The organism is Mycolicibacterium madagascariense (genome assembly GCF_010729665.1).
Lineage (GTDB): Bacteria > Actinomycetota > Actinomycetes > Mycobacteriales > Mycobacteriaceae > Mycobacterium > Mycobacterium madagascariense.
Genome location: NZ_AP022610.1, coordinates 963,164 through 989,105 on the forward strand (window position 1 = coordinate 963,164; position 25,942 = coordinate 989,105).

A 25,942-nucleotide genomic window follows, 5' to 3' on the forward strand; every position below is an offset into this window, starting at 1 on the left:
GGGATGAGCAGTGCGCTACGTGACGCCATCCTCCGGTTGGCCGACGAACGCGGGCCGGCGAAGACCATCTGCCCATCCGACGCCGCCCGCGCGATCGGCGGCGAGCAGTGGCGCGACCTGATGGACGAGGCGCGCGAGACCGCCAGGGAGCTGGCCAACGAGGGTCGGGTCGACATCACGCAGAAGGGCGAGGCGATCGACCCCAACGCGCAGTGGCGGGGACCGATCCGCATTCGAATAAAGGGCCCGCGCTAGGGAATTCGGAAGCGCTGCGGGTACCGACAACGCTCGACGCCGCGCTGGCCGTGCAGGTCGGCTAGCGGGGGCCGTTCGCCTCGCGCCACGCCTGCTCCCTCTTGACCCACTCGTCGTCCTGGTCGAAGTCCGCGATCTCCGACACGAGGCGCACCTCGAGCTTCACGCCTGGGCCCAATGGACACTTGCTGGCCCACTGCTTGGCCTCGTCGACCGAGGACACGTCGAGCATCCAGAACCCGTTGAACAGTTCCTTGGCTTCGGCGTAGGGGCCATCGGTGATCGCGGGCGGGTCGCTGTCGAAGTCGACGACGAACCCGTCTTCGGGGCCGGTCAGTCCCTCCGCCGACAGCAGCACGCCAGCCTTGATGAGTTCCTCGTTGTACGCACCCATGGCCGCGACGATCTCGGCGAAGTCGACGTTCTCGGCTGCGAAGTCCTGAGCTTCCTGGGTGGCCCGCATGATCAGCATGTACCGCATGTCGTTGTCTCCTCGATCCAGTTGGGGCACGCCCATCGTGCCCCCGTCATGACGTCGAAAGGCGGTCCTGCCAAATCGACACGGCACCGAAAAAGATTCTCCCCAATTTCGCGAACGCCTCTGCCAGGATGTCCAGATGGCTGCTGACCTGGCGTTCTTAGGTACCGTGCTGACCGTCGACGACACCCGCCCGACGGCGCAGGCCCTCGCGGTCGCCGACGGACGCATCGTCGCGGTGGGCGAGCGCGCCGACGTCGAGGCGATGGTCGGCCCCGACACCGAGGTCGTCGAGCTCGGCGACGGCTGCGTGATGCCGGGTCTGATCGAGGCACACGGTCATCCGCTGATGGAGGCGATCGTGCTGGCCGATCGCATCGTCGACATCCGACCCGTCACGATGCGTGACGCCGGGGACGTGCTCGCCGCGATCCGTCGCGAGGTCGCCGACCGCGGCGAGTCGGGGGCCTACTGCAACGGCTGGGATCCGCTACTGCAGCTCGGGTTGCCCGAGCCGACGCTGGCCTGGCTCGACGACGTCGCCCCGCAGACCCCCCTGGTGATCGTCCACAACTCGGGCCACCAGGCGTACTTCAACACCGCGACCGCGCGGCGCCTCGGGCTGACCCGCGACACCCCCGATCCGAAGGGCGCCCGATACGGCCGCGACGCGTCGGGCGAACTCGACGGGACCGCGGAGGAGACGGGTGCGGTGTTCTCGCTCATCGGCGGCGTGGTCGACCCGAGCGGCTTCGGCGCGATGCTCCTCGCCGAGTGCGCGCGCCTGAACCGGGCCGGGCTGACGACGTGTTCGGAGATGGCGTTCGACCCCATGTTCCGCCCGGTGCTCGACGGCCTGCGTGACCAGTTGACCGTGCGGCTGCGGACCTACGAGATGTCCACGGCCGCAATGACGACCACCGCCGACGTCGACAACGGCGACGACGTCGTCAAACAGGTCGGCATCAAGATCTGGGTCGACGGCTCGCCGTGGATCGGCAACGTGGACCTGACGTTTCCGTATCTCGACACCGCCGCCACTCGCACCATCGGGGTCGTGCCCGGCTCCTGCGGGCACGCCAACTACACCCGCGAGCAGCTGACCGAGATCGTGAACGCCTACTACCCGCTGGGGTGGCAGATGGCGTGCCACGTGCACGGCGACGCCGGCGTCGACACCATCCTCGACGTGTACGACGAAGCGCTGCAAGCGAATCCGCGTGCCGACCATCGGTTGCGGCTCGAGCACGTCGGCGCCATCTCCAACGCCCAGCTGCAGCGTGCGCACGACCTCGGCGTGACGTGCAGCATCTTCGTCGACCAGATCCACTACTGGGGTGACGTCCTCGTCGACGGTCTCTTCGGGCCCGAGCACGGGTCGCGCTGGATGCCCGTGGGCTCCGCCGTCGCCACGGGCATGCGGATCTCGCTGCACAACGATCCGCCCGTCACGCCGGAGGAGCCGTTGCGCAACATCAGCGTTGCGGCAACCCGCGTCGCGCCGAGCGGCAGGGTGCTGGCGCCGGACGAGCGGATCACCGTCGAGCAGGCCATCCGTGCGCAGACGCTCGACGCGGCGTGGCAGTTGTTCGCCGACGACGTCGTCGGTTCGCTCGAGGTGGGCAAGTACGCCGATCTCGTGGTGCTGTCGGCGGACCCGCGCGCCGTGCCGCCGGAGACCGTCGCCGACCTCGACGTGCGGGCGACCTACCTGGCAGGTCGTCGTGTCTTTGCGAAATCGGACTGACGGCGGTCCCCGCAATGGCACGCTGGTGCCATGCCAGAGTTGCCAACGCCTCGCTTCCTCGACGAACGCACCGCTCACTGGGCGCAGACCAAGCCGGACGACGAAGCCATCACCTTCAAGGACCGCACGTGGACGTGGTCGCAGTGGTACGACCGCATCCGCCGACTGGCCGGCGCCCTGACCGAGTTGGGCGTCGGCCGCGGTGACGTCGTCGCGTTCCTCGACAAGAATCATCCCGCCTGCGTCGAGACCACCCTGGCGGCCGCGTCGATCGGCGCGGCCACCGCGATCATCAACTTCCGCCTCGCCGCGGACGAGTTGGACTACGTGCTCAACGATTCCGGCGCCAAGGTGCTCATCGTCGGAGCCGAGTTCGCGCCGACGATCGAGAAGATCCGCGACCAGCTGAGTAGCGTGGAGAAGGTCGTCGAGGTGACCCCCGACGGGGACGACGAGTACGAGGCGCTGCTGGCCGATGCCACCCCCGTCGACCGGCCCGACGAGGTCGAGCCCGACGACGTCGCGATCATCATGTACTCCTCGGGCACCACCGGGCGGCCCAAGGGCGTCTCGCTGACGCATGCCAATCTGATTGCGCACACCGAAAGTGCCTTCGACGGTTGGGAACTCGACGAGGGGGACAAGAACCTCGTCGCGATGCCGCTGTTCCACGTGGGCGGCTCGTCCTACATGCAGCTCGGACTGCACACCGGCGTGGCGAGCTATATGACGCGCGACGTCGACGGGGCCCAGCTGGCGGGCGGGATCCTCGCCGGGGCGAACCGCACGTTCCTGGTGCCCGCCGTGCTGGCGAAGGTGCTGGAGTCCGGCGAGGATGCGGTGAAGCTGTTCTCGGCGTTGAAGACCTACGGTTACGGCGCGTCGCCGATGCCGCTGCCGCTGCTGCGCAAGGCGCTCGAGGCGTGGCCCGACACCGACTTCATCCAGGCCTACGGGCTGACCGAGGTCGGCGGCGTCATCAGCCTGCTGCGCCCCGAGGACCACCGCAGCGGCAACGAGGAGCGCATGGGGAGCGCCGGCCGGGTCGTGCCGGGCGCCGAGGTGCGCGTCATCGACCCCGATAGCCTCGAGGACGTGCCGCAGGGCGAGCAGGGCGAATTGTGGTTCAGGTCAGGGCAATTGATGAAGGGCTACCACAACAAGCCCGACGCCACCGCCGAGGCCATCACCGAGGACGGCTGGTTCCGCACCGGTGACATCGGCAGGATCGACGAGGACGGCTACATCTTCGTCGAGGACCGGCTCAAGGACATGATCATCACCGGCGGGGAGAACGTCTACTCGATCGAGGTCGAGCGCGTGCTGGCCGAACATCCCGCCGTCGCCGAGGTCGCCGTCATCGGGGTGCCCGACGAGGAGTGGGGTGAGGCGGTCAAGGCCGTCGTCGCGCTGGAGGGCGAGGCGACCGACGAGGAACTCATCGGCTGGGCCAAGGAGCGGTTGGCCGGCTACAAGTGCCCGCGGACGGTCGACATCGTCGACGAGCTGCCCCGCAATCCGACGGGCAAGATCCTCAAGAAGGATCTGCGCCAACCGCATTGGGAGAAGTCCGGCCGCAAGGTCTAGCGGCCCCGAGACTGAATCCGACGACGCCCAACCCGCGATCGGCGTCGTCAGATTCAGTCTCGCGGGCTAGTGGTGCCCGTTGCCGTTCCCGTTGCCGTTCTGGCGCTCCTTGAGTGCCACCAGCGCGCGCCGTTCGGCGGCGTGGGCGGCCTCGGTGAGCGCGTCGCGCTCGGCTTCGGGATCGGCCCGCAGGAAGCTGCCCAACCCCGGCGCGCCTCCGGAGCCGAGCTTGTTCATCCGCTTGGGCAGTGCGGCCCCCTGGTACTCCAGCGGGATGGGGTGGCCGTGGTCGTCGACGGGGCCGAGCGGCTGGTGCAGCTCGATGTACGCCCCGTGCGGCAGCCGCTTGAGGATGCCCGTCTCGATGCCGTGCTCGAGGACCTCGCGGTCACTGCGCTGCAGGCTGATCGCCCACCGGTAGGCGATGTAGTACACGATCGCCGGCAGGACCACCATGCCGATGCGCCCGATCCACGTCGTCGCATTGAGCGAGATGTGGAACTTCAACGCGATGATGTCGTTGAACGAGGCGAACGTCAGCACGATGTAGAGCGCAATCGCCATGGCGCCGATGGCCGTTCGGACCGGGTTGTCGCGGGGCCGCTGCAGCAGGTTGTGGTGCGCCACGTCCCCGGACAGCTTCTTCTCCAGGAATGGATAGACGGTCAGCAGCCCCAGCACGACACCCATCAGCAGCGCGACGGCGACGGCCGCGGGCACGGTGTGGCCGAAGGGGTAGATCTCCCAGGCGGGCCACATGCGGGCCAGGCCGTCGGTCCACATCATGTAGAAGTCGGGCTGGCTGCCCGCGGAGATCTGGGAGGGCTTGTAGGGACCCAGCTGCCAGATCGGGTTGATCTGCAGCACGCCGCCCATGATGCCCAGGATGCCGACGGTCATGGCGAAGAACGCCCCGGACTTGACCGCGAACACCGGCATCACGCGCACCCCGACGACGTTCTTCTCGGTGCGACCGGGGCCGGGGAACTGGGTGTGCTTCTGGAACCACACCAGGGCCAGGTGAACTCCGATGAGCGCCAGGATGATTCCCGGGATCAGCAGGATGTGCAGCGCGTAGAGCCGCGGAATGATGATGTCGCCGGGGAAGTCTCCGCCGAACAGCGCCCAGTGCAGCCAGGTGCCGATCAGCGGCATGCCCAGGGTGATCGAGGAGAACGCCGCGCGCAGACCGGTGCCCGAGAGCAGGTCGTCGGGCAGGGAGTAGCCGAAGTAGCCCTCGAACATGGCCAGGATCAACAGGATCGAGCCGATCACCCAGTTGGCCTCGCGGGGCCGGCGGAACGCGCCGGTGAAGAAGATGCGGGCCAGGTGCACCATGATCGAGGCGGCGAACAGCAGCGCGGCCCAGTGGTGGACCTGGCGCACGAACAGCCCACCGCGGACCTCGAAGGAGATGTCCAGCGCGGTCTCGTACGCCTTCGACATCTGGATGCCGTTGAGGGGTTGGTAGACCCCGTGGTAGGTGACCTCGGCCATCGACGGGTCGAAGAACAGGGTCAGGTAGACCCCGGTCAGCAGCAGCACGATGAAGCTGTAGAGCGCGATCTCGCCCAGCAGGAAGGACCAGTGCGTGGGGAAGACCTTGTTGAGCTGGCGTCGTACCGCGGCCGACGGGTGGTAGCGCGAATCGATCGCGTTGCCTTGCGCGGCGGCCAGTTCGGCGAGTTTCGGGCTCATGTGGCGTGTGCTCCTCGAGGGGGTACGCATGGGTCATCACAAGCATGCTCGCGAATGGCCTCCGCTACCGTTTCGGACGCGATGGTCACCGGGCCGTCACAACTGTGACGGGGGCGGGCACCATGGGGTGATGAAGCCCTCGCTCGACGACCTGCTCGACGGTCTGCACGTCGTATCGCTGCCCATGCGAATTCGCTTCCGCGGCATCGACGTTCGTGAGCTAGCTCTCATCCGGGGTCCGCAGGGGTGGGGCGAGTTCGGCGCGTTCGTCGAATACGGTCCCGCCGAGGCGGTCCACTGGCTCGCGGCGGGGGTCGAGGCGGCCTACGCCCCGCCACCGACCCCGCGGCGGGAGTGGATCCCCATCAACGCCACGGTGCCGGCGGTCGCGGCCGCCGGGGTGCCCGACGTCCTGGCGCGGTTCCCCGGCGCGGGGACCGCCAAGGTCAAGGTGGCCGAACCCGGTCAGACCCTCGCCGACGACGTCGCACGCGTGAACGCGGTGCGGGCGCAGGTGCCCGTCGTCCGCGTCGACGCCAACGGTGGCTGGACCGTCGCCGAGGCCGCCGCCGCGTGTGCCGCGCTTACCACCGACGGTCCGCTGGAGTACGTCGAGCAACCCTGCGCGACCGTGGCCGAGCTGGCCGAGCTGCGTCACCTGGTGTCGGTCCCCATCGCGGCCGACGAGAGCATCCGCAAGGCCGAGGACCCCCTGCTCGTCGTGCGGGCCGGGGCCGCGGACGTCGCGGTGGTCAAGGTCGCGCCGCTCGGCGGCGTCCGGCGGCTGCTGGACATCGCCGCCCAGATCGCCGTTCCCGTCGTCGTGTCGAGCGCGCTCGACTCGGCGGTGGGCATGTCGCGGGGGTTGCTGGCCGCGGCGTGCCTGCCGGACCTGAGCCATGCGTGCGGGCTGGGCACCGGAGGGCTGTTCGTGGAGGACGTCACCGCCGCGGTGGTCCCGGTCGACGGCCGCCTGCGGGTCGGTCCCGTCGCGCCCGATCCCGATCGCGTGCAGGCCCTCGCCGCCGCTCCGGACCGTCGCCGGTGGTGGATCGAGCGGGTGCGGGCCTGCCACCCCCTGCTGGCCCAAGTAGGGTCGCACCCGTGAATCTGGCATACGACGACCGCGGCTCGGGGGAGCCCGTCCTGTTCATTGCCGGCCGCGGGGGCGCAGGTCGGACGTGGCACCTGCATCAGGTGCCCGTCTTCCAGCGAGCGGGGTACCGCGTCATCACGTTCGACAACCGCGGGGTCGGCGCCACCGAGAACGCCCAGGGCTTCACCACCGAACAGGTGGTCTTCGACACGGCCAAGCTGATCGAGAAGCTCGATGCCGGGCCGGTGCGCGTGGTGTCGGTGTCGATGGGGTCGTTCATCGCCCAGGAGCTGATGCTGGCCAGGCCGGACCTGGTGTCGGCGGCCGTGCTGATGGCCACCCGCGGCCGGGAGGACCGCACCCGCGAGTTCTTCAACGACGCCGAGTACGAGTTCCTGCAGCTCGGCATCGAGCTGCCCGCCAAGTACGACGCCAAGTCGCGATTGCTGGAGAGCTTCTCGCCCAAGACCCTGAACGACGAGAAGGCCGTCGCGGACTGGATCGAGATGTTCACCATGTGGCCGACCAAGCCGACGCCCGGCATCCGCAGCCAGCTGCGGATCCGCCCCGAGGGCAACCGGTTGCCCGCCTACCGCAACATCATGGCGCCGACGCTGGTGATGGGTTTCGCCGACGACGTCGTGCTGCCGCCGCACCTCGGCCGCGAGGTCGCCGATGCCCTCCCGAACGGGCGCTACCTGCAGATCCCCGACGCCGGGCACCTCGGTTTCATCGAACGCCCCGACGCCGTGAACGCCGCGATCCTGGAATTCTTCGGCGCGGGGGTATGACAGGCTGGATCCCGTGAACCCGTCGACGACACAAGCGCGCATCGTCGTCGACGAGCTCGTTCGCGGCGGTGTCCGCGACGTGGTGCTGTGCCCCGGCTCCCGCAACGCCCCGCTGGCGTTCGCCCTGCACGACGCGGACCGGGCGGGGCGGCTTCGGTTGCACGTGCGCATCGACGAGCGCACGGCGGGCTTCCTCGCGATCGGCCTGGCGCTCGCCGCGGGCGCCCCGGTGTGCGTGGCCATGACCTCCGGCACGGCCGTGGCCAACCTGGGGCCCGCCGTCGTCGAGGCGAACTACGCCCGCGTCCCGCTGATCGTGCTCAGCGCCAACCGGCCCTACGATCTGCTCGGCACCGGCGCCAACCAGACGATGGAGCAGCTCGGCTACTTCGGCACCCAGGTGCGCGCCACCATCAGCCTCGGGCTGGCCGAGGGCGCACCGGACAAGGTGGCCGCCCTCAACGCGCAGTGGCGGTCGGCGACGTGCCGGGTCCTGGTGGCCGCCACCGGTTCTCGCACGGCCAACGCCGGACCGGTGCAGTTCGACATCCCGCTGCGCGAGCCGCTGGTGCCCGACGCCGACGACGCGGGGGAGTACGCCCCGCAGGGCAGGCCCGACGGCAGGCCGTGGACCTACACCCCGCCGGTGACGTTCGACGAGCCGCTCGACGTCGACGTCACCCCGGACACCGTGGTGATCGCCGGGCACGGTGCGGGCCCGCATCCGAACCTGGCCGCGCTGCCGACCGTCGCCGAGCCGACGGCGCCCCCCGCGGCGAACCCGCTGCACCCGCTGGCGCTGTCGGCGCTGCGGCCCAAGCAGGTGATCATGCTGGGACGGCCGACGCTGCACCGCCCGGTGTCGACTCTGCTGGCCGATCCCGCGCTGCCCGTCTTCGCGCTCACCACCGGCCCCCGCTGGCCGGACGTGTCGGGCAACTCCCAGGCCACCGGCACCCGGGCCGTCTTGACCGGGACGCCGGACCCCGAGTGGCTGCGGCGGTGCGCCGAGGCCAACGCGGCTGCGGTCGACGCGGTCCGCGCGCAGCTGGCGGCGCACCCGCTGACGACCGGTCTGCACGTGGCGGCCGCCGTCACCGCCGCGCTGCGGCCGGGTGATCAGCTGGTGCTCGGCGCCTCCAACCCGGTCCGCGACGCCGCCCTGGTCGGGTTGCATCCCAAGGGAATTCGGGTCCGCTCCAACCGGGGCGTCGCGGGCATCGACGGTACGGTCTCGACGACGATCGGAGCGGCCCTGGCCCATGAGGCCGATCCGAGCCGCGCCGGCGGCGACCACGTGCCACGCACGATCGCCCTGCTCGGTGATCTCACGTTCGTCCACGACAGCTCGGGCCTGCTGATCGGCCCCACCGAACCCACTCCGCGCAACCTGACGATCGTGGTGTCCAACGACAACGGCGGCGGCATCTTCGAACTGCTCGAGCAGGGCGACCCCAGGTTCTCCGACGTGTCGTCCCGCATCTTCGGCACCCCGCACGACGTCGACGTCGCCGCCCTGTGCCGCGCGTACCACGTCGAGTGCCGGCAGGTGGAGCTCGACGGCCTCGGCGCGGCACTCGCCGAGCCCGGCGACGGCATGCGCGTGCTGGAGGTGAAGGCCGACCGCTCCTCGCTGCGGGCGCTGCACGCATCGATCCGAGCGGCCCTGTGAGGCACCGCGCCGAGGCGGTCCTGCTGTGGTTTACGACGTGGTGTAAGGCCCTGTGGCAGAGCCTGATTCCGCATCTCTACGGTGATCCGAGCGAGACGCGGGCGCAGCGCATCATCCGGCGGGTGCGGATCGGCGTCGTCATCGCGGCGTGCCTGGTGACGCTGCAGTCCGTCCTCCTGGTGCTCGGCGCCTGGCGCGACGACCGCCAGATCGAGGGCAACATGGGCGTCGCCGCCGCCGAGGTGCTCGATGCCGGGCCGCGCCGGTCCACCATCGAGTTCGTCACCCCGGATCGCGTCACCTACCGTCCCGAACTCGGCGTGCTGTATCCGTCCGAGTTGGACACCGGCATGCGGATCTACGTCGAATACGACCGCAGTGACCCCGATCTGGTGCGCGTACAGCATCGCAACGCTTCGCTGTCGATCATCCCCGCCCTGTCGATCGCGGTGCTCGGGTGGCTGACCGCCGCGGCGATCCTCGGCGCGCTGGCCCTGCTGCAGCGTCGGTTACGGGCATAGACGTTTCGCGTGTCGTATCCCCGCCCGCAACCTTCCGGACAGACGGCGGTGTCAGTCTTCTCCACGTGCGCGTTGCGATCGTCGCAGAGTCATTCCTCCCGAATGTCAACGGTGTCACCAACTCCGTCCTTCGGGTCATCGAGCATCTCCGCCGCACCGGCCACGAGGTGCTGGTGATCGCACCGGACACCCCCCACGGCGAGCCGCCCGCCGACCGCGTCCACGACGGGGTCCGCGTGCACCGGGTGCCGTCGAAGATGTTCCCCAAGGTCACCTCGCTCCCGCTCGGGGTGCCGCGGCCGCGACTGGTCGGCGTCCTGCGGGGCTTCGACCCCGACGTCGTGCACCTGGCCTCGCCGGCACTGCTCGGCTACGGCGGGCTCCTGGCGGCGCGCCGTCTCGACGTGCCGACGGTCGCGGTGTTCCAGACCGACGTCGCGGGTTTCGCGCAGAGCTATGGTGTCGGAGCGATGTCTCGGGCGGCCTGGGCATGGACCCGACACCTGCACGGCAAGGCCGACCGCACCCTGGCGCCGTCCACGTCGGCGATGGACGACCTTCTGGCGCATGGCATTCCGCGGGTACACCACTGGGGTCGCGGCGTCGACGTCGCCGGTTACGTCCCGTCGGCGCGCGACGAGGCGCTGCGCTCGCGGTGGTCGCCGTCGGCGCGGCCGATCGTCGGGTTCGTCGGCAGGCTGGCCCCCGAGAAGCACGTCGAACGGCTCGCGGTGCTGGCGCGACGCGACGACCTTCAGGTGGTCGTCGTCGGCGACGGCGTGGACCGCGCGAAACTCGAAAGGCTCATGCCGACAGCCGTTTTCACCGGCGCGCTGTACGGCGCGGAGCTGGCGACGGCCTACGCCAGCATGGACGTGTTCGTCCACACCGGGGAACACGAGACCTTCTGCCAGACGGTCCAGGAGGCCAAGGCGTCGGGGGTGCCGGTCATCGCGCCCAACGCGGGCGGCCCGCGGGACCTCGTCGCGCCCATGCAGACCGGATTGCTGTTGGACGTCGGCGAATTCGAGGCCAGGCTGCCCGCGGCCGTCGACCACCTGCTCGACGAACGGCAGCGGTATTCGGTGGCGGCCCGGCGTAGCGTGCTGAACCGCACCTGGCCCGCCGTCTGCGAGCAGCTGCTCGTCCACTACGACGCGGTGCTCGGCCGCCGCGGCGCCAGGGCCGCCTGACCCCACGTCCGGCGCGTGCGGGTATACCGGTAGGTGTGTGGCCGCTTCGTCTCGTCGTGATCGCGGGCGTCGTCGTCATGTCGTGCGTCGCCTGTTCGTCGTGGGACACGGAGACCCAGGCGCACGCTCCGGTGACGGCCGCCGAGGATCCCGCAGTGCTGCTGGGCTCGATGACGGCGCGCCAGGTCGTCGACGCATTGCCCCGGGCCGGGATCGCGACCGTGCATCCCGTCGACGACACCGATTCCCAGTGCCCGAGTGCGGGGTGTCTGCAGTCGGTGTCGACCGACGCCTTCCGGGTGATGTCGTTCCCCAGCACCGGGCGGGCGGAGGCCTATGCCGCCGACCACCAGGGCCGTTCGGTGGAGACGCTCGCGGTGACTTTCCCCGCGAACGTCCCCGCCGCCGACCGGGATCGGGACTGGAACGCGATCGTGGCGCTCGTCAGGTGATCAACCCTGCGCCAATTCGGCGACGGGCTGCCACTGCTCCCACGTCTTGATGCGGCTCTCGTAGTCGGCCTTGGCCAGCTGAATGGGCAAGCTGCCGAAGAAGACTCGCAGCGGCGGCTCCTCGGCGTCGACGACCTCGAGGATCGCGGCGGCCGACGCCTTGGGGTCACCCGGGGCGGTGGACCGTTCGTCGCGGGCCTTCTGCGCGGCCGCGTGGACCTCGGCGTAGTCGGCGATCTCCTCGGCCCGCTTCGCCGACGAGCCCGCCCAGTCGGTCGAGAAGCCGCCGGGCTCGACGAGCGTGACGTGGATGCCGAACGACTCGACCTCCTGCGCCAGTGCCTGCGAGAAGCCCTCCAGTGCCCACTTCGACGCGTGGTAGATCCCGACGTTCTGGAACGCGGTGATGCCGCCGATCGACGACACCTGAATGATGTGTCCGCTGCGCTGGGCACGTAGGTAGGGCAGCGCCGCCTGGGTGATCCACAGAGCGCCGAAGACGTTCGTCTCGATCTGGGCGCGCGCCTCGGCCTCGGAGAGCTCCTCGATGAAGCCGAACTGTCCGTACCCGGCGTTGTTGACCACGATGTCGAGGCGACCGAAGTGGTCGTGGGCCTGCTTGACCGCGGCGAAGTCGGCGTCGTGGTCGGTGACGTCGAGTTCGATGGGCAGCAGCGCGTCGCCGTAGGTGGCGACGAGGTCGTCGAGCGAGGAGGTGTCACGCGCCGTGGCGGCGACCTTGTCACCGCGTTCCAGCGCCGCGATGGCCCACTCCCTGCCGAAGCCCCGCGACGTCCCCGTGATGAACCACACCTTCTCGGCCATGCCTGCTCCTCTGCTCACCCGTACCTTCGACCGGTACCAACGTCCCGACGGGTTACCCATTCCCGGCGCGCGCACTTTCACAGGTAGCGTCGGAGTCGTGAGCCGCGCAACGCTGGAGAAGGACCCCCACGAGGTGGCGTCCATGTTCGACGGGGTGGCCCGCCGCTACGATGTGACGAACACCGTGCTGTCGCTGGGGCAGGACCGCCGCTGGCGGCGGGCGACGCGGGCGGCGTTGCAGATCGGCCCCGGCGACACGGTTCTGGACCTGGCGGCGGGGACCGCGGTGTCGACCGTCGAGCTGGCCCACTCGGGAGCCTGGTGCGTCGCGGCCGACTTCTCGGTGGGAATGCTGTCGGCGGGCGCGGCGCGCGACGTGCCGAAGGTCGCCGGCGACGCGACCAAGCTGCCCTTCGCCGACGGCGTGTTCGACGCGGTGACGATCAGCTTCGGGCTGCGCAACGTCGTCGACCACGCGGAGGGGCTGCGCGAGCTGGCCAGGGTCACCCGCTCCGGCGGCAGGCTGGTGGTCTGCGAGTTCTCGACCCCGACCAACACGCTGTTCGGCACCGTCTACAAGGAGTACCTGATGAAGGCGCTCCCCTCGGTTGCCCGCGCGGTGTCCAGCAATCCTGATGCCTACGTGTACCTGGCCGAGTCCATTCGCGCCTGGCCCGATCAGCCCGCCCTGGCGCGGCGGATCGAGGACGCCGGCTGGTCGGCGGTGCGCTGGCGCAACCTCACCGGCGGCATCGTGGCGCTGCACGCGGCCATCAAGCCCTGACGCCGAGGCGTCACACGGCGAGTTGTGGCGGCGGTCCGCTCGAACCCACCCTGAAGTGCTCGGTGATGCGGGCGTCGACGTCGTAGCTCATCCGCTCGGGTGCGGCGCCGGCGCGGATGCAGGCCGCCTGGACCACGTCGGGTGAATGCGCCGCGAACACGCCGTAGAGCACCTCGTCGGTGGGCACAGCGAGCGTCATGAGCACCCAGACCGGAGATCCCTCGGCGCTCAGGTCCGCGGTGGCCCGGTCGAGGTCGGCGACGAGGTCGTCGGTCGACTGTGGCGTGAGGTCCGGCCGATACCATTCCACCAGGAAGCGAGTCGCCGTGGGGACAGCTCCGCTCATGGGTCCCACGCTACGGCGATCGACCCCGTGAGTAATCGGGGTAAACCCTAGGATCTACCCGATCGCAGCTTCATGGCGAGCTGGGCACGGGAACGTATACCCAGCTTGCGATAGATCTGGGTGAGGTTCGCCTCGACGGTCTTGAGGCTGACGAACAGCGTCGCAGCTACCTCACGATTGGTCATGCCGGACGTGGCGAGCTCGGCGATCCGCTGCTCGGTCGGCGTCAGGACCGCGCTGCGCGGGCTGCCGACGTTGGTGCGCTCCAGCTCGACGCGGGTCCGCTCGGCCCACAGCGACGCACCCATCCGTTCGAATTCGCGCAGCGCTTCGCCGAAGGTGTCCGCAGCGGCCTGCTTCACGCGTTGCCGACGCTGCAGCTGCCCGAGCAGCACCAGGGTCCGCGCCCGCTCGAACGGCATGGGCAGCCGGTCGTGCTCGGCGAGGGCGGCCGTCACGACCCTGGTCGCCCCGTCGAGGTCACCGCCCGCGGCACACCACATGGCGCGGCCCCGGCAGCCGGTCGCCAGCAGCCACGGCCTGTCGAGTCGGTGGCCGTCGGCCTCCAGTCGCTCGATCAGGGGTACGGCCTCGTCGACCTGACCCAGGTTGATCATCGCCTCGACGGCGTCGGGCACGTGCTCGAGGATCCTGATCTCCGAACCCGGCGTCTCGCCGAACGCGTCGATCAGGGGTTGCAGCGTGGCCAGCGCGTCGGCGTAGTTGCCGAGCGAGATCTCCAGGAAGCCGAGGATGGTCAGGGCCGACACCGCGAGCTGCGGGGTGTCGCAGTCCCGGGCGATCGCGAGCGCGGCGGTGGCCTCGGCGCGGGCGTCCTCGGCGTTGCCCAGATGCGCGCTGACCATGGCCCGGATCGCCATCGACACGCCCCGCATGTGTTGGGTGTCGATGTGTTCGGCGCGTTCGACGGCCTCGTCGGCGACCGACATCGCGGCGCGGAAGTCGCCTCGCCAGACCTCGGCCATCGCCATGTGCGAGGACATGACCATCACGTCGCTCTCGGCGCCGCGGTCCAGGCAGAGCTGGTGCACGTCCAGGGCTTCGAGCCGCGCGGCCTCGAGGTCCCCGGTCCAGGCCAGCGTGATCGCCCGGACGGCGCTGGCCCGGAACTGCAGGGGGATGTCGGCGTCGCGATCTTCGAGTTCCAGTGCCCGCTGCAGGGCCTGCTCGTCGACCCCGTCGCCGCGCATGCACTTGGCGAGCACGACCATGGCGAGGGCCTGGCTCGTCTGTTCCGGCTGCGCCAGGTCGAGGGCCCGCTCGAGCGCCGACTCGGCCTGGCGCACGGAGTCGTCCAGCTTGCCCGAGTAGAGGTATGCGAACGACGACAGCAGCAGGCTGCGGACCATCAGGAGGTGATCGCCCTCGCCGTCGCTGACCGCGTGGTCGAGCAGGTCGATGGCGTCGGCGAGGCTGTCGTCGTAGATCCGCACGGCCGCAAGCAGATTCAGGGCGGCCGCGCGCAGCGGGCCCGGCGGCAGCTGGTCGATGGTCGGCTTCAGCAGTTCCTCGGCGCGTCCGGAGGCACCGGCGCGGAAGTGGTGCTCGGCGCACCTGATGCGGCGCTCGGGGGTATCGCCCCCGAGGTTGATGGCCAGGTCGAGCAGTTCGGCGGCCGCGGCGGGCGCACCCCTGGCGCGCGCGGAGTCCGCGCCGGTGTCGAGTGCGAGGAGCGTGGCGGGGTCCGCACTCGACGAGGCCAGGGCGAGGTGGCGCGCCCGCAGCTCCGGCTGCTCGACGACGTCGGCCAGGGTGCGGTGCATCTGCCGGCGGCGGGCGGGACCCACCAGGCTGTAGACGCCGCGGGCCAGCAGCGGGTGGGTGAACCGGACGCGGTTGCCCGAGATCTGCACGATCGCGTCGGTCTCCGGTGCTTCGAGCAACTCGACCACGCGTGCGGGGGGCTGTTCGATGACGCGGGCGAGCAACTCCACCGTCGTGGCGCCCAGGCTGGCCGCGGCCAGCAGGACCGTCTGGGCGTCCTCGCCGAACTGGTCGAGTCGGGACCGGACCAGATCGGCGAGCGACCCCGGTAGCGACGCGTCGGCGAGGCTGGACTGGCCGTCGATCGCGCGGGCGAGTTCCAGCGCGTAGAACGGGTTGCCGCCGGACAGTTCACTGATGCGGACGATCGTCGGCCTCGAGAACGATCGCCCCAGTCGACTGCTGATCACCCTGCGCAGTCCGCCGAGGCTCAGCGCCCCCACGGTCACGTGGTCGACGCCGTCGAGGCGGTTGAGCTTCAACCAGTCGGCGCCGGTGGGGGTCGTAGTGGCCTCGCTGCGTTCGGTGACGAGCACTCCGACGCAGCCCTTGAGTCGACGGGCGGCAAACGCCACCACGGCCTGGCTCGACGAGTCCAGCCACTGCACGTCGTCGATCGCGACGATCACCGGAGCGGTGTCCGCGAGCCGGTCGATGACGCCGAGGAAGGCCGATGCGACGACGCGTTCGTCGGTGGCGGGCCCGGTGCCGTCGCCCTGCAGCAGCACCCGGTCGATCGCGATCCGCTGCAGGGGAGGCAGGGTGGCGCGGACGTCGGCACCGACGCCCTCGAGCAGGTCGGCGAGCACGGCGTAGGTGAGGCCCGCCTCGGCTTGCCCGGCCCGCGCCGAGAGCACGTGGAAGCCGTGGCCGCGCGCTTCGTCGAGCGCGGTCAGCCACACGGTGGTCTTGCCGATCCCCGCTTCACCCTCGATCACCAACGCAGACGGGTGGCGCCGGCTCGACTCGAAGAACGTCGTCACAGCCCGCGATTCCACCGCCCGGCTCACCCCAGGCCGCAAATTTCCCCTTCCCCCGAAGCTCCTCCTCCCGACCGTGGTTTCCCTGACCGCGGCTCGGGCAAACGTCGTTCCTGATGACCGCACGACGCCGCGGCCAGCGGTATTTGCTGGCGTTGATGCCCGTGGACATACCAACGGTATCTAAGTCTGCTAGGAATCGAAGCCGAACGGGCGCCCCGTTCGCTGGCTCAGCTGAAGGGCGGGCGCCCGTCGAGCCGACGGGACCCGGCGCCCGCGGCGCGCCACACCCGCGCCACCCAGTCGGCGTCGTCCTCGGTGACGAGATTGCCCATCACGCGCACTGCAACCTCCATGAGGAACGACGACCGCATGGCCAGCGGGCCGACCGCGGGCAGGAACCGTGGAATCGTCAGGAGCAGGGCCAGCCGCCGCGCCACCGAGAAGCCGCGCGCGTAGTGCCGACGCAGTTCCGCCGGCCAGGCCATCGTCAGATCCGCGACACCCAGCATCTCCGCGGCCAGCCGACCCGTCTCCAGGCCGTAGTCGATGCCCTCGCCGTTGAGCGGGTTCACACAGGCCGCGGCGTCCCCGACCAGCACCCAGTTGGGTCCGGAGAGTCCGGAGACGGCGCCGCCCATCGGCAGCAGCGCCGACAGGGGCGCCCGCGGCTCGCCGTCGAAGTCCCACTCCTCGCTCCTGAGCCGGGCGTAGTGCGACAGCAGCGGTCGAAGTGCAGTGTCGGCCGGGCGCCGCGACGTGGCCAACGCGCCGACGCCGATGTTCACCTCGCCGTTGCCGAGCGGGAAGATCCAGCCGTAGCCGGGAAGCACGTCGCCCGCGGGGGAGCGCAGTTCGAGATGCGACGTGATCCACGGTTCGTCGCTGCGCGGGGTGGCGAGGTACCCCCGGATCGCGACGCCGAAGACGGTCTCGCGGTGCCATTCGCGGCCGAGGACGCGGCCCAGGGTCGAGCGGACGCCGTCGGCGACGACGAGGTGCTCACACCCGATGCGGGTGTCGTCGGCGAGGACCACCGACGTGACGCGTCCTCGCGAATCACGCTCGACGCCAACGGCTTTGACGCCCAGCGACATCTTGGCGCCGTCGGCGACGGCGACCTGACGGATGCGCTCGTCGAGCTCGGTGCGGGGGACCGCACTGCCGGTCGGCGGGAACGACGGGCCGGGCCACTCGATCTCGACGTCGGCGCCGAAGCCGGACATGCGCAACCCGCGGCTGCGCACCCTGCCGGCGAGCCAGGGACCCAGGCCCAGCAGTTCGAGTTCGGCGACCGCACGCGGGGTGAGACCGTCCCCGCACGCCTTGTCCCGGGGGAACCGTTGCCCGTCGATCACGAGCACGTCGCGACCCTGGCGGGCAGCCCACGCCGCCGCGGCGGAACCGGCAGGCCCGGCACCGATCACGACCACGTCAGCTTTGGTGTGCACGATGCCCAGTATGTTGGACCAATGAAGACACCGGCGACCGTGGTCGCGGGCGTGGACTTCGGTGACGCCACCTTCGCGGCCAGCGTCCGCGACGGAGTGGCGCGCATCGAAGACCTCATGGCCACTGAGTTGGGCAAAGCCGACGAGCTGATGGCCGAAGCCGTCCAGCATCTGTTCCAGGCGGGCGGCAAGCGGTTTCGGCCCCTGTTCACCGTGCTGTCGGCGCAGCTGGGACCCGAGCCCGACGCGTGGCAGGTGTCGGTGGCGGGCGCCGTCATCGAGCTGGTGCACCTCGCGACGCTCTACCACGACGACGTCATGGACGAGGCGCAGGTCCGCCGCGGCGCGGACAGCGCCAATGCCCGCTGGGGCAACAACATCGCGATCCTGGCCGGCGACTACCTGTTCGCGACGGCGTCGCGGCTGGTGTCCCAACTCGGCCCCGATGCCGTGCGCGTCATCGCCGACACCTTCGCCCAGCTGGTCACCGGCCAGATGCGCGAGACCCGCGGCGCGGCCGACGGCGTGGACGCCGTCGAGCACTACCTCAAGGTCGTCTACGAGAAGACGGCGTGCCTGATCGCGGCGTCCGGCACGTTCGGCGCCACGTTCTCCGGGGCCGACGACGAGCAGATCCAGCGCCTCGGGCGCCTCGGCGGCATCGTCGGCACGGCGTTCCAGATCTCCGACGACATCATCGACATCGACAGCGACCCCGACGAGTCGGGCAAGCTGCCCGGCACCGACCTGCGCGAGGGCGTCCACACCCTGCCCGTGCTGTACGCGCTGCGCGAGACCGGCCCCGACGTCGAGCGGCTGCGCGAGTTGCTCGCGGGCCCGATCGACGACGACGCCAGGGTCGCCGAGGCGATCGCACTGCTGCGGGCGTCGAACGGGATCGCTCGGGCCAAGGACACCGTCGCCGAGTACGCCGCGAGGGCCCGCGACGAGCTGGCCCAGCTGCCCGATCTGCCCGGCCGGGTGGCGTTGGCGAACCTCGTCGACTACACCGTCAATCGGCACGGCTGAGCGGAACCGCACGCCGGGTCCGCACGTTGGTGGAGCGGATCACTTCCCCCGACAGTGATCGGCAGTCTGGTTAGGAGGCCCGAGGTGACCTGGCATCCCCACGCGAACAGGGTCAAGACGTTCGTCCTGCTGGTCGTCTTCTCTGCGCTCATCGTGTTCGTCGGCGCGCTGTTCGGCAGGTCGATCATGTTCCTGGCGGTGCTGTTCGCCGTCGGCATGAACGTCTACGTGTACTTCAACAGCGACAAGCTGGCGCTCAAGGCGATGCACGCGCAACCGGTGAGCGAGGTGCAGGAACCCGCCATGTACCGCATCGTGCGGGAGTTGGCGACCACCGCCCACCAGCCGATGCCGCGGCTGTTCATCAGTGACACCGCCGCGCCGAATGCGTTCGCGACGGGGCGCAATCCGCGCAATGCCGCCGTGTGCTGCACGACGGGCATCCTGCAGTTGCTCGACGAGCGCGAGCTGCGCGCCGTCCTCGGCCACGAACTGTCGCACGTCTACAACCGCGACATCCTCATCTCCTGCGTCGCGGGCGCGATGGCCTCGGTCATCACCGCGCTGGCGAGTCTCGCGTACTTCGCGAGCGCCCTGGGCGGCAATCGCGAAGGCACCAATCCCTTTGCGCTGCTCCTGGTTTCGCTGCTGGGGCCCATCGCCGCGACCGTCATCAAGCTGGCGGTGTCGCGCTCCCGGGAGTATCAGGCCGACCAGTCCGGCGCCGAGCTGACCGGTGACCCGCTGGCCCTGGCGAACGCGCTGCGCAAGATCAGCCGCGGCGTCGAGTTGGCTCCGCTGCCGCCCGAGACGCAGCTCGCCGACCAGGCGCACCTGATGATCGCGAACCCCTTCCGCTCCGGGGAGAAGATCGGGCAGCTGTTCTCGACGCACCCGCCGATCGCTGACCGCATCGCGCGGCTCGAGCAGATGGCCGGCCGGGGGCCGGGGCAGTACTGACCCCGGCTGTGCAGGTATCCCTGCATGTCGGGCGACCAGCCTCTATGGTTGTGCCGTGCTGAGCAGAATTCTGATCGGCCTGGTGGCTGCGGGGGCAGCAGTGATCGGCGTGCCCGGCGTGGCGGCCGCCGATCCGGATCCAGCGCCGCCCCCACCCCCGCCGCCGCTGAACCTCAACGCGCTGAAGCCGGTGAGTCCCGAGGGCTTCGCGATCCAGAACGACCAGGGCTACGGGTTCGCCGTGCCGGGTGACATCGCGTGCGTCATCAGCCGCGGATCGGGCAACTACGGCTGCATCGGCCCGTTCCCCGGCGCGCCCGACGGGGCCAACCAGGTCACCGGAGGGCAGCAGGGCGTGCCCACGTTCAAGGCCGTCGCCAATCCGTTCTACGTCTTCCAGACGCCGCCGGCGCGCCTCCTCCCGGGTACGCGGATCAGCTTCCGCGGTGTCACGTGCGGTACCGACGGCACCAGCACGCAGTGCACCAATCAGTTCGACGGCGCGGGCTTCGCCGTCACCCCCGGCGGAAGCTTCGTCCTGCCGCCGAACAACCCCCTGCTGCTCAACACCGGCGAGGGCAAGAACCCCTACCTGAACTGACGCGTCAGAACCCCGCGCCGTGCACCTCGTGGCCGGGCTTCTCCGCGGCGAGTCCGCGGTAGGCGTCCTCGACCGTCGAGCCGTGGTTGATGACACCGTCGACCTCGCGGGCGATCGGCATGTTCAGGTCGTAGTGCTCGGCGAACTCCATGACGACGCTCGCGGCCTTGACGCCCTCGGCGACCTGGTTCATCGAGGCGATGATCTCGTCGATGGGCTTGCCCGCGCCCAGCTGCTCGCCGACGTGCCGGTTGCGGCTGCGCTGGCTGGTGCAGGTGACGATGAGGTCGCCCATGCCGGCCAGGCCTGCGAACGTGTCGCGGTGCCCGCCCATGGCCTCGCCGAGCTTGGACATCTCGCGCACCGCGCGGGCCATCACCATGGCGCGGGTGTTCTCGCCGATGCCCAGCGAGTAGCCCATGCCGACGGCGATGGCGTAGACGTTCTTCAGGGCGCCCGCCATCTCGACACCGACGACGTCGTCGGTCGTGTAGGTGCGGAAGCGCTTGGTGCGGAACAGCTTTCCAAGGTTGGCGGCGAGGTGCTGATCGGGCATGGCCAGCACCGCCGCGGCCGCGTAGCCGTCGGCGACCTCGCGCGCGATGTTGGGGCCCGCCAGGATGCCCGCGGGGTGGCCAGGGAGCACCTCGTCGACGATCTGGCTCATGCGGTAGTTGGTGCCCTGCTCGAGGCCCTTCACCAGCGACACCACCGGCACCCAGGGCCGCAGTTCCTTGGCGAGTTCGGTCAGCACGGCGCGGAACCCGTGCGACGGCACGCCCATCACGATGACGTCGGCCTGGTGGGCCGCCTCGGAGAAGTCGGTCGTGGCACGCAGCGACTCGGGCAGCGTGACGTCGTCGCCGAGGTAGCGGGTGTTGCGGTGGTTGTCGTTGACGTCGTCGGCGGTCTCCTGGGAGCGGACCCACTGCAGAGTCGGGCCGCGCCGAGCGCAGATCGACGCCACGGTGGTTCCCCAGGAGCCGCCACCGAGGACGACGACGTTCGGTTCGCGTTGCGCTGGTGCCATGGCGATCAGGGTATGGGGGACGGCCCGTTTCTTCGCCGAAATAGCGTCACCCCGCCGCGAAGTGTCAGCGAGCGTCAGCGATAGTTGACGAACTGCACCGCGATCTCGAGGTCCGCCCCCCGCAGAAGTGCCTGCACGGCCTGCAGGTCGTCGCGCTTCTTGCTGCTGACCCGGATCTCGTCGCCCTGGATCTGCGCCTTGACGCCCTTGGGCCCCTCGTCGCGGATCAGCTTGGTGACCTTCTTGGCGTCTTCGCTGCTGATGCCCTGCTTGATGCTCCCGATGACCTTGTAGGTCTTGCCCGACGGTTGCGGGTCGCCCGCGTCGAAGGCCTTCATGGAGATGTCGCGCCGGATCAGCTTCTCCTTGAAGACGTCCACCGCGGCCTTCACCCGCTCCTCGGTGGAGGAGACGAGGATGATGCCCTCCTCGCCCTGCCACTCGATCGTGGTGTCGGTGCCGCGGAAGTCGAAACGGGTGGCCAGCTCCTTGGCGGCCTGGTTCAAGGCGTTGTCGACCTCCTGGCGGTCGACCTTGCTGACGACGTCGAAGCTGGAATCCGCCATGGACTCGCTCCCTCCCTATCGATGGTGCGTTTTCGTCTTGGGACCATCCTCGTAGTACCGTGCTACTCGCACCAAACCCGGGTACGGGTTGGTGCCACGCCAGGCAGGTTGCCCGAGTGGCCAATGGGAGCGGACTGTAAATCCGTCGGCTTACGCCTACGCAGGTTCGAATCCTGCACCTGCCACGCATGTGATGTCGCATGACATCCGAATAGCTCTGAACCCTCGTTGGGGGTTCAGGGCTTTTTTCGTGGGCGTCCGCCGGGGACGCGGCGTCGATGATTCTGACGTCGAAGTCGTGAACGAGCACGAGAACGCGGGTTCGTGGGCCCGGCGGATGGTGATGTGGTCAGGGCCCGCGGTGCAGGTGAACGTCGGAGATCTCGTTCCAGATGCCCGCAGCGCCGGGCAGCGTGGTGCCATCCGGGCGGTGGTGGTGAACTTCGCGATGGGTGGGGAACAGGACGCCGTCGAAGCGCTGGTGCCCGGAGGTGTAGTGCGCCACCGTATTTCCGGTGAGGTCCGGCAGGTAGTCCATGCGGCGCTGCCGAAGCTCGGCATCGAAGTAGAACACCTGGTCGACGTTGTGGGTGGCGATGGCGTCGGGAAATCGGACGGCCAGCCGCCGCCAGGTCTGCCCGTCTTCTCGCCAGGGCTCGATCTCGTGGCTGATGATGTCGGGCCTGGCCAACAGGTGGGGTTCCATCAGGTAGTTCCACAGCGCGTAACCGGCGAAGTACACCACCTGCGTGGCCGTCCACCGCACCGATCCGTTGAAGGCGGGAAAGTGTGCGCGCGGATCGGTCTCCTCGTCGACGAGTTCGTCACCGCGCCACAGCGTCACCCGGTCCACTCTGGGCGGACCGGGCTCGACGTCGAGCACTGCGCGAAATCTGCTGGGCCCGAAGGAGGAGTACTCGATGCGCTGACGGTGGACGTCGCAGGTGACCACGGTGTCGGCGAACGCATCGGGCCAGCCGCGGGCGCCCCAGAACGGGCCAAGGGTGGCGACCCGAGCGGTCAGGGAACCCACCCCGAGCCACGCGGGTCGTCCTCCGTGCGCCTCGAGCACCGCCTCGAGAAGATCGTCGCTCATCAGACCATCGTGGCCAGCCCGTCGTAGCCACGAGCCACGCCCGGTGCCAACTTTCGCTCGCATGGGGTCATCAGGACCGGTGAACGACTCCGACCACGCCGCCACGCTTGACGGCACGAGGAGACTGGCGAAATGGGGCAAGCACACCGGGCTCTGGCCGCGGCGGGACTCGGACCGCGGGACGACGTGCGACGGGCAGAGCTGGGGAGATCGCCTCGGACGTCGCGCGGGCGGAACAGACACGTGGTGGCCGTCGTCGTGTTGCCTGACACGATCGCCCTGGGCGTCTACGTCACGCAGTCGGTGTTTGGGCAACCCGCCGGCATGATCGCCGAGGTGATGGGCATCGACGAACCATCGCCCTATGAGGTCGTGCTGTGCGGCAACGCCACTCGGCACGTGCTCCCGAGCGGCATCGACTTCGGCGAGCTCGCACCCCTGGACGTAGCGCGCGACGCCGATACCGTCGTGGTCGCCGGAGTCGTCGAGCCGATGAAACCGCGCGACGAGGAGTTAATAAACGTGTTGCGCGACGCCTACCAGGGCGGAGCGCGGTTGGTATCGACCTGCAGCGGCGCGTTCGTCCTTGCGCAGGCCGGCCTGCTTGACGGCCGCACCGCGACCACCCACTGGCTGCTGGCCGCGGAGTTTCGGCAGGCCTTTCCCGGGGTGCGCCTCGACGTCGACCGGCTCTACGTCGACGACGGACGGGTACACACCTCGGCGGGTCGGATGGCGGCGTTGGACCTGGCCTTGCATCTGCTGGCGCTGGACCGCGGGCAGGCCGCCGCCAACGACGTCGGCAGGATTCTGGTCAGCGCTCCGCAGCGATCGGGCGGACAGGCGCAGTTCGTCAAGGATTCTCTGCGTGCGGACGCGACGACGTCGATGGAGCCTCTGCTGCAATGGCTTCGGGAGAATCTCGAGCAGCCCATCACGCTGGCTCAGGTCGCGGCGCACGGGCACATGAGCGAGCGAACCCTGGCACGCAAGTTCCGCGCGGCCACCGGGACCACGGTGTTCGATTGGCTCATCCGCGAGCGCATCAACCGTGCGAAGGTGCTGCTGGAGACCACCGACTTCACCATCGGAGAGGTAGCCGCCATGGCGGGGTTCGGTTCGACGGAGGCGTTGCGTCGTCACTTCGACAAGGCGGTCGGCACGACCGCGGGAGCTTATCGACGCACGTTCCGGAGTAGCGCGGCGAACGAGGCGGCGTCCTGAGTCGTCTGGACCCAGTTGCGTGCACATTCGGCGGTGGCCGCTGACGCCGGCGGTCATGGCTAGGGGAGTGACGGTGGGCGAGCCTCATGACGTCGACCGCGCGGCGATGAAGCACCCCGTTCGCCACGCCGAAAGTGCAGCGGTGGGGATTCACCGCAGCGGCCGCCGCCAGGTCAGGGTCGCGCAGGCTGGCGTGCCGTCGTGTGTCGTGTCTGCTGACAGGATCAGCCGACCCATCTCGATGCGGCCATCGCGGATCTGCGGATGTCCTATCCAGTTGGGCAGCAGCGACACCACGACGTCGTGGTGAAATGTTGCCGTTGCCTCGTCCAGATGGAAGGGGCCGGCGTAGGCGAGGTAACTGCGCGCCGCGGCGATCGTCTGGCTTGGGGTACCGCCACCCGGGTCGGGGTGCTCGTACGGTGGGCGGTCGCGGCGCATCAATTGTGCTGACATGTAACCGTCCGCGGTGTACTGGATGATCCCGACGGGTTCCACGCCCAGCGGGTGGTCGAGCAGTTCTCCGTCGCTGCCGCGTACCTCATAGGACACCAGTTCCCAGGCTCCGTAGACGTTTTCTACCCTGACGGGCTCGGTCATTCCCGCACCTGCGACGCGCGGTTCAGGCCGAACATCAGCCACGCCTGCGGGCTGGCCCACTCGGGATAGAGCTCGTTCATCTCCGTGTAGAGCTCCAGGTCACTGGCGGTGCTTTCCACGAGCCGGGAGAAGTCGATCAGGTACTGCTTGGACGCCTCGATGGCCTCGGGTGTGTCAGGCGCACTGGCCTTCTTGTGACCAGCCACCGCATGCTTCGGGTTCAGGGCGGCCAATCGGTCAAGGGCGGCAATCCAATTGATGCGGCTGTCGGCGGTGGTTCCGCCGACGTACATGTTGCACTGGTTGTAGAGCACGTCGCCGCCGACGACGAGGTCGATGGACGGGACGTGCAGGGACGTGGTGTCCACGGTGTCGGTCTGGCCCTGTTCGATGATGCGCAATTCGTGTCCCTCCAGGGTGAACACGTCCTCCTCGAAGGGTTCGGCGGCGGTCAGGCTCGGGGGCACCTGCCCAGGCCAGCAACGGCTGAAGAAGTCCCGCAACGGAATGGCTTGCTCGTGCATGAGTTCCACCGACTTCGGGGTCGCGATGGCCTTCGCGTCGGGGAAGTGCTCGAGCAGCACGCTGAGGCCGTAGAAGTGGTCGAAGTGCCCGTGGGTGATGTAGATGGTGGTCAGGTTGCGGTTGTGCAGGGCCACCCAGGCGGCGAGGGCCTCGGCTTCGGCGATCGTGGTGAGGGTGTCGACCAGGACGGCATCACGCTCGCCGAAGATCAACGTCGAGGTGATCGGGTCCCACCCCAGCGGCGGCCCGAATGGCCGGGGTCGTTCCCCCACGACCGCTTTCTCCGGTGCGGTGAAGACGTGGAAGTCAAGGGGCGCAATGCGTGTCATGGGAGTGTCCTTCCTCGACCGGCGTGAGTCTTCGATCCCATCCTGCCCGTCTTGGTGACTCCGGTTGGCACGCCCCAGGCCAGAATCACCGCACTTGCCGCCAAAGATGTGCTCGACGCCCGCCGCCCAGGATCGAACGTGGGTGTGGCCTGTTCGAAGGCGTCGCGTCATCGAGCGGCTCAGAGTGGGAAGGGACACTCGGCGCGATATGCGACGGCGCCACGCGTGGCTGCACAGCCCTGGCTCTTCGGTGGTAATCGTCGAATCAGGTTCTGACACAACGATTGTCATCGGCGACATCGTGCACCAGCCAATGCACGT

General features: G+C 69.4%; 25 protein-coding genes and 1 tRNA gene. 15 read left to right on the forward strand and 11 right to left on the reverse strand.

Annotation, left to right across the window (positions count from 1 at the left end):
- Positions 1-3 precede the first annotated feature (3 nt).
- Positions 4-255, forward strand: a complete 252-nt coding sequence (locus G6N60_RS04530) for a DUF3253 domain-containing protein (RefSeq protein WP_163733148.1) — start codon at positions 4-6, stop codon at positions 253-255.
- A gap of 61 nt (positions 256-316) precedes the next feature.
- Here G6N60_RS04530 and G6N60_RS04535 read toward each other — a convergent pair whose 3' ends face one another.
- A complete protein-coding gene (locus tag G6N60_RS04535) occupies positions 317-736 on the reverse strand; it encodes a YciI family protein (RefSeq protein ID WP_163733152.1) in 420 nt (139 codons plus the stop codon).
- 136 nt (positions 737-872) lie between these two features.
- On the opposite strand from G6N60_RS04535, the gene G6N60_RS04540 reads away from it, so the two are divergent.
- Together G6N60_RS04540 and G6N60_RS04545 are read left to right on the forward strand one after the other, a co-directional pair.
- Positions 873-2,480, forward strand: coding sequence for an amidohydrolase (locus tag G6N60_RS04540; RefSeq protein ID WP_163733155.1), 1,608 nt, complete (start codon positions 873-875; stop codon positions 2,478-2,480).
- Positions 2,481-2,510: 30 nt separating this feature from the next.
- Positions 2,511-4,067, forward strand: a complete 1,557-nt coding sequence (locus G6N60_RS04545; RefSeq protein ID WP_163733159.1) for a long-chain-fatty-acid--CoA ligase — start codon at positions 2,511-2,513, stop codon at positions 4,065-4,067.
- A gap of 66 nt (positions 4,068-4,133) precedes the next feature.
- On the opposite strand, the gene qcrB is transcribed toward G6N60_RS04545, so the two are convergent.
- Positions 4,134-5,765 (reverse strand): cytochrome bc1 complex cytochrome b subunit, encoded by a 1,632-nt coding sequence (gene qcrB, locus G6N60_RS04550; RefSeq protein WP_163733162.1) that lies wholly within the window; start codon positions 5,763-5,765, stop codon positions 4,134-4,136.
- 130 nt (positions 5,766-5,895) lie between these two features.
- On the opposite strand from qcrB, the gene G6N60_RS04555 reads away from it, so the two are divergent.
- The 6 genes from G6N60_RS04555 (at position 5,896) to G6N60_RS04580 (ending at position 11,490) form a co-directional block, all read left to right on the forward strand.
- Complete coding sequence (locus G6N60_RS04555) at positions 5,896-6,873, forward strand: o-succinylbenzoate synthase (protein WP_163733165.1); 978 nt, start codon at positions 5,896-5,898, stop codon at positions 6,871-6,873.
- On the forward strand, positions 6,870-7,652 hold the full coding sequence (locus tag G6N60_RS04560; RefSeq protein WP_163733167.1) for an alpha/beta fold hydrolase: 783 nt from the start codon (positions 6,870-6,872) through the stop codon (positions 7,650-7,652). Before G6N60_RS04555 ends, G6N60_RS04560 begins: the two co-directional genes overlap by 4 nt.
- Positions 7,653-7,665: 13 nt before the next feature.
- Positions 7,666-9,324: a 2-succinyl-5-enolpyruvyl-6-hydroxy-3-cyclohexene-1-carboxylic-acid synthase gene (gene menD, locus G6N60_RS04565; protein WP_163733171.1), complete on the forward strand. Its 1,659-nt coding sequence runs from the start codon at positions 7,666-7,668 to the stop codon at positions 9,322-9,324.
- A gap of 23 nt (positions 9,325-9,347) precedes the next feature.
- Positions 9,348-9,845, forward strand: a complete 498-nt coding sequence (locus tag G6N60_RS04570) for a DUF3592 domain-containing protein (RefSeq protein ID WP_163743453.1) — start codon at positions 9,348-9,350, stop codon at positions 9,843-9,845.
- A gap of 65 nt (positions 9,846-9,910) precedes the next feature.
- Complete coding sequence (locus tag G6N60_RS04575) at positions 9,911-11,038, forward strand: glycosyltransferase family 4 protein (RefSeq protein WP_163733174.1); 1,128 nt, start codon at positions 9,911-9,913, stop codon at positions 11,036-11,038.
- A 35-nt stretch (positions 11,039-11,073) separates the two neighbouring features.
- A complete protein-coding gene (locus tag G6N60_RS04580) occupies positions 11,074-11,490 on the forward strand; it encodes a hypothetical protein (RefSeq protein WP_163733178.1) in 417 nt (138 codons plus the stop codon).
- On the opposite strand, the gene G6N60_RS04585 is transcribed toward G6N60_RS04580, so the two are convergent.
- On the reverse strand, positions 11,491-12,315 hold the full coding sequence (locus G6N60_RS04585; RefSeq protein WP_163733183.1) for an SDR family oxidoreductase: 825 nt from the start codon (positions 12,313-12,315) through the stop codon (positions 11,491-11,493).
- Positions 12,316-12,412: 97 nt separating this feature from the next.
- Between G6N60_RS04585 and G6N60_RS04590 the strand changes: the two genes are divergently transcribed.
- Entirely contained in the window at positions 12,413-13,099 is a 687-nt protein-coding gene (locus tag G6N60_RS04590; protein ID WP_163733186.1) for a demethylmenaquinone methyltransferase, read from the forward strand.
- Between the two features lie 10 nt (positions 13,100-13,109).
- On the opposite strand, the gene G6N60_RS04595 is transcribed toward G6N60_RS04590, so the two are convergent.
- The 3 genes from G6N60_RS04595 to menJ form a co-directional block, all read right to left on the reverse strand.
- The gene (locus G6N60_RS04595; RefSeq protein WP_163733189.1) at positions 13,110-13,445 is read right to left on the reverse strand and encodes a hypothetical protein; all 336 of its coding nucleotides are present in this window, start codon (positions 13,443-13,445) and stop codon (positions 13,110-13,112) included.
- Between the two features lie 47 nt (positions 13,446-13,492).
- Positions 13,493-16,240 (reverse strand): ATP-binding protein, encoded by a 2,748-nt coding sequence (locus G6N60_RS04600; RefSeq protein WP_263992728.1) that lies wholly within the window; start codon positions 16,238-16,240, stop codon positions 13,493-13,495.
- A gap of 200 nt (positions 16,241-16,440) precedes the next feature.
- Positions 16,441-17,661, reverse strand: coding sequence for a menaquinone reductase MenJ (gene menJ, locus G6N60_RS04605; RefSeq protein ID WP_163733195.1), 1,221 nt, complete (start codon positions 17,659-17,661; stop codon positions 16,441-16,443).
- Positions 17,662-17,682: 21 nt separating this feature from the next.
- Here menJ and grcC1 point away from each other — a divergent pair, with 21 nt between their 5' ends.
- The 3 genes from grcC1 (at position 17,683) to G6N60_RS04620 (ending at position 20,251) form a co-directional block, all read left to right on the forward strand.
- The gene (gene grcC1, locus G6N60_RS04610) at positions 17,683-18,690 is read left to right on the forward strand and encodes a nonaprenyl/(2E,6E)-farnesyl/geranylgeranyl diphosphat synthase (protein WP_179969640.1); all 1,008 of its coding nucleotides are present in this window, start codon (positions 17,683-17,685) and stop codon (positions 18,688-18,690) included.
- An 84-nt stretch (positions 18,691-18,774) separates the two neighbouring features.
- Positions 18,775-19,650, forward strand: coding sequence for a zinc metalloprotease HtpX (gene htpX / locus G6N60_RS04615; protein WP_163733200.1), 876 nt, complete (start codon positions 18,775-18,777; stop codon positions 19,648-19,650).
- Positions 19,651-19,705: 55 nt separating this feature from the next.
- A complete protein-coding gene (locus G6N60_RS04620; RefSeq protein WP_246240307.1) occupies positions 19,706-20,251 on the forward strand; it encodes a hypothetical protein in 546 nt (181 codons plus the stop codon).
- 4 nt (positions 20,252-20,255) lie between these two features.
- On the opposite strand, the gene G6N60_RS04625 is transcribed toward G6N60_RS04620, so the two are convergent.
- Together G6N60_RS04625 and G6N60_RS04630 are read right to left on the reverse strand one after the other, a co-directional pair.
- On the reverse strand, positions 20,256-21,281 hold the full coding sequence (locus G6N60_RS04625) for an NAD(P)H-dependent glycerol-3-phosphate dehydrogenase (protein ID WP_163733203.1): 1,026 nt from the start codon (positions 21,279-21,281) through the stop codon (positions 20,256-20,258).
- A 74-nt stretch (positions 21,282-21,355) separates the two neighbouring features.
- Positions 21,356-21,847, reverse strand: coding sequence for a YajQ family cyclic di-GMP-binding protein (locus G6N60_RS04630; protein WP_163733206.1), 492 nt, complete (start codon positions 21,845-21,847; stop codon positions 21,356-21,358).
- A 102-nt stretch (positions 21,848-21,949) separates the two neighbouring features.
- Here G6N60_RS04630 and G6N60_RS04635 point away from each other — a divergent pair.
- Positions 21,950-22,032: transfer RNA gene (locus G6N60_RS04635), tRNA-Tyr, on the forward strand.
- Between the two features lie 164 nt (positions 22,033-22,196).
- Here G6N60_RS04635 and G6N60_RS04640 read toward each other — a convergent pair.
- The gene (locus G6N60_RS04640; RefSeq protein WP_163733208.1) at positions 22,197-22,943 is read right to left on the reverse strand and encodes a hypothetical protein; all 747 of its coding nucleotides are present in this window, start codon (positions 22,941-22,943) and stop codon (positions 22,197-22,199) included.
- Between the two features lie 243 nt (positions 22,944-23,186).
- Here G6N60_RS04640 and G6N60_RS04645 point away from each other — a divergent pair, with 243 nt between their 5' ends.
- On the forward strand, positions 23,187-24,167 hold the full coding sequence (locus tag G6N60_RS04645) for a GlxA family transcriptional regulator (protein WP_163733211.1): 981 nt from the start codon (positions 23,187-23,189) through the stop codon (positions 24,165-24,167).
- A gap of 150 nt (positions 24,168-24,317) precedes the next feature.
- Here the strand turns inward: G6N60_RS04645 and G6N60_RS04650 are convergent, their stop codons facing one another.
- Both G6N60_RS04650 and G6N60_RS04655 read right to left on the reverse strand, forming a co-directional pair.
- Positions 24,318-24,767: a lipocalin-like domain-containing protein gene (locus tag G6N60_RS04650; RefSeq protein ID WP_163733214.1), complete on the reverse strand. Its 450-nt coding sequence runs from the start codon at positions 24,765-24,767 to the stop codon at positions 24,318-24,320.
- Positions 24,764-25,621, reverse strand: a complete 858-nt coding sequence (locus G6N60_RS04655) for an MBL fold metallo-hydrolase (protein WP_163733217.1) — start codon at positions 25,619-25,621, stop codon at positions 24,764-24,766. The genes G6N60_RS04650 and G6N60_RS04655 overlap by 4 nt, the downstream gene beginning before the upstream one ends.
- Positions 25,622-25,942: the final 321 nt, after the last annotated feature.

Coding starts and splice junctions, on each gene's coding strand:
- qcrB (WP_163733162.1), bottom strand. CDS start 5,765: ATGAGCCCGAAACTCGCCGAACTGGCCGCCGCGCAAGGCAACGCGATC.
- G6N60_RS04650 (WP_163733214.1), bottom strand. CDS start 24,767: ATGACCGAGCCCGTCAGGGTAGAAAACGTCTACGGAGCCTGGGAACTG.
- G6N60_RS04640 (WP_163733208.1), bottom strand. CDS start 22,943: ATGAGCGACGATCTTCTCGAGGCGGTGCTCGAGGCGCACGGAGGACGA.
- G6N60_RS04625 (WP_163733203.1), bottom strand. CDS start 21,281: ATGGCACCAGCGCAACGCGAACCGAACGTCGTCGTCCTCGGTGGCGGC.
- G6N60_RS04655 (WP_163733217.1), bottom strand. CDS start 25,621: ATGACACGCATTGCGCCCCTTGACTTCCACGTCTTCACCGCACCGGAG.
- G6N60_RS04530 (WP_163733148.1), top strand. CDS start 4: ATGAGCAGTGCGCTACGTGACGCCATCCTCCGGTTGGCCGACGAACGC.
- G6N60_RS04540 (WP_163733155.1), top strand. CDS start 873: ATGGCTGCTGACCTGGCGTTCTTAGGTACCGTGCTGACCGTCGACGAC.
- G6N60_RS04535 (WP_163733152.1), bottom strand. CDS start 736: ATGCGGTACATGCTGATCATGCGGGCCACCCAGGAAGCTCAGGACTTC.
- G6N60_RS04555 (WP_163733165.1), top strand. CDS start 5,896: ATGAAGCCCTCGCTCGACGACCTGCTCGACGGTCTGCACGTCGTATCG.
- grcC1 (WP_179969640.1), top strand. CDS start 17,683: ATGAAGACACCGGCGACCGTGGTCGCGGGCGTGGACTTCGGTGACGCC.
- G6N60_RS04630 (WP_163733206.1), bottom strand. CDS start 21,847: ATGGCGGATTCCAGCTTCGACGTCGTCAGCAAGGTCGACCGCCAGGAG.
- G6N60_RS04545 (WP_163733159.1), top strand. CDS start 2,511: ATGCCAGAGTTGCCAACGCCTCGCTTCCTCGACGAACGCACCGCTCAC.
- G6N60_RS04585 (WP_163733183.1), bottom strand. CDS start 12,315: ATGGCCGAGAAGGTGTGGTTCATCACGGGGACGTCGCGGGGCTTCGGC.
- G6N60_RS04595 (WP_163733189.1), bottom strand. CDS start 13,445: ATGAGCGGAGCTGTCCCCACGGCGACTCGCTTCCTGGTGGAATGGTAT.